The organism is Streptomyces alkaliphilus, assembly GCF_014141535.1.
Taxonomy (GTDB): Bacteria; Actinomycetota; Actinomycetes; order Streptomycetales; family Streptomycetaceae; genus Streptomyces; species Streptomyces alkaliphilus.
Window position 1 is genome coordinate 1 of the sequence record NZ_VKHT01000850.1, and the last position, 2,200, is coordinate 2,200.

Genomic DNA, 2,200 nt, shown 5'->3' on the forward strand with positions numbered 1-2,200 from the left:
CCCTCCACCACGGGGCGAGCCCACCGAACCCTCCGCTCACCGGACCGCCCTCCGTCGCATCAACCACAGGAAGAACGGGCCACCGACCAGCGCGGTGAGGATGCCCACCGGGATCTCCTCCGGGCTGATGACCGTGCGTGCCGCCAGGTCCGCGGCGAGCAGGAACGTGGCGCCCAGCAGCACCACCGCCGGCAGCGCCCGCCGGTGGTCGGCGCCCACCAGCAGCCGCACCACGTGCGGCATGATCAACCCGACGAAGCCGATCTGCCCGCTGACCGCCACCATCGCCCCCACCATCAGGGCGACCAGCACGAACATCGCGCTGCGGAAGCGATGCACGTCCAGGCCGAGCGCCGCCGCGGCCTCCTCCCCGGCGAGCAGCAGGTTCAGCGGGCGGGAGGAACCGAGCAGCGTCAGGGCGCCCACCAGGATCACGGCCGCCGGGATCCACACCATCGTCCAGGTGGTGCCGGCCAGGCCGCCGAGCATCCAGCGCACCGCCGACTGGGTGCGGTGCGGGTCGTTGGCGGTGATGATCAGCAAACTCGCCACCGCCGTCAGCACCTCGGCGGTCGCCACACCCGCCAGCACCAGTCGCAGGGTGGTCATCCGACCGCCCGCGCGGGCCAGGAAGTACACGGCGAACAGCGCCACCAACGCCCCGCAGAAAGCGGCCACCGGCAGCGAGAACACACCGAACAGGGTCACGTTCAGCACGAGCACCAGCACCGCGCCGACACTCGCGCCCGAGGAGATGCCCAGCAGCATCGGGTCCGCCAACGGGTTGCGCACCAGGGCCTGGAGCGCCATCCCCGCCACCGACAGGCCCGCCCCGACCACGGCGCACAGCAGCACCCGGGGCAGCCGCACGTCCAGCACGATCGTCTCGTGCACCGGCGACCAGGTCGGCTCGACCGCGCCGGGGACGATCTGGTGCAGCAGGATCCGCCACACATCCGCGGGTGGGACGGAGACCGACCCGATCGCCACGGCCGCGGTGGCCGTGGCCAGGAGCAGGGCCGTCATCGCGAGGACGACCACCGCGTAGGGGAGACGGCGACGGCCGACCGCGGCGGGCAACGCGCCCGGCGCGGGGGAGCCGGACGCGGCCCGCCCGTACGGCGGGGCGGGAGCGGTCACCGGAAGCGATCCGGGTGGAGTTGCCGGGCCAGCGACTCCACCCCGTCGGGCACCCGCACACCCAGCACGGTCGAGGACAACGGCAGCACCGCGAAGCGCTCCTCCCGGATCGCCGGGACGTCGCGCAGAGCCGGGTTGTCCAGCAGGAACCGCTTCTTGTCCTCCACCGACCGGTCGCCGTAGTCGTAGATCACGATGACCTCGGGGGCCCGTTCGGCGACCTGCTCGAAGGAGACGTCGCCGAAGGCCCTGTCGAGGTCGGCGAAGAGGTTCGTGGCGCCGGCGCGATTGATCATCTCGTTGCCGATGCCCCCGCCACCGGCGGTGAAGGCGGTGGTCTCGCCGCTGTCGTAGACGAAGACGTCGACCGGCTCCACGCCCTCGAGGTGCTCGGCCACCCCGTCCAACACCCCGTGCAGCCGCTCCAACTCCGCGTCCGCGCGCTCGGGAACGCCGAAGATCCGGGCGATGTCCCGCACCTCGCGGTCCATCAGGTCGATGTCCAGCGGCGGGGTGGAGCACTCCTCGACGTTGAGGTGGGTGGCGATGCCGTGGGAGGCGAAGGCCTCCCGGGAGCGCCCCTCCTGCGCGTCGAAGGTGCTGGAGAAGCCGCCGTAGACGAAGTCGGGTTCGAGCGCGAGGAGCGTCTCGTAGGAGGGGTACTGCTCGGAGACCACCGGCACCGCGTCGTAGTCCTCCCGGTACTCCGGCAGGATCTCGTCGTCGAGGTAGCCGGTGCCGACCATGGAGTCCGCCAGGTCGAGGGCGAGCATCACCTCGGTGGCGTGCTGGTTCAACGACACCGCCCGCTCGGGGGGTTGTTCGTAGGTCACCTCCGTCCCGCAGTTCTCGACGGTGAACGGGAAGCCCTCCGGGGCGCCGGCGGTGTCGCTCCCGTTCGCGGCGTCCGCGCCCCCGGCCCCGCCGGTGTCCGATCCACCGGTGTCGGAGCCGCAGCCGGTGGCGAGGAACGCCAACGTCCCGGCCAGGAGCACGGCCGGAACGCGCCGGGATATCGGGGAACTCGTCATGGGGGGTGTCCTCCGCGAGGGATGGTGGG

The 2,200-nt window shown here is 72.2% G+C and carries 2 protein-coding genes; both read right to left on the reverse strand.

The annotated features are described in order from the left end of the window. Nucleotides 1-36: 36 nt before the first annotated feature. Nucleotides 37-1,140, reverse strand: coding sequence for a FecCD family ABC transporter permease (locus FNQ90_RS20430; RefSeq protein WP_407699401.1), 1,104 nt, complete (start codon nucleotides 1,138-1,140; stop codon nucleotides 37-39). Further along, the gene (locus FNQ90_RS20435; RefSeq protein ID WP_182607698.1) at nucleotides 1,137-2,171 is read right to left on the reverse strand and encodes an ABC transporter substrate-binding protein; all 1,035 of its coding nucleotides are present in this window, start codon (nucleotides 2,169-2,171) and stop codon (nucleotides 1,137-1,139) included. Before FNQ90_RS20435 ends, FNQ90_RS20430 begins: the two co-directional genes overlap by 4 nt. Between the last annotated feature and the right edge of the window lie 29 nt (nucleotides 2,172-2,200).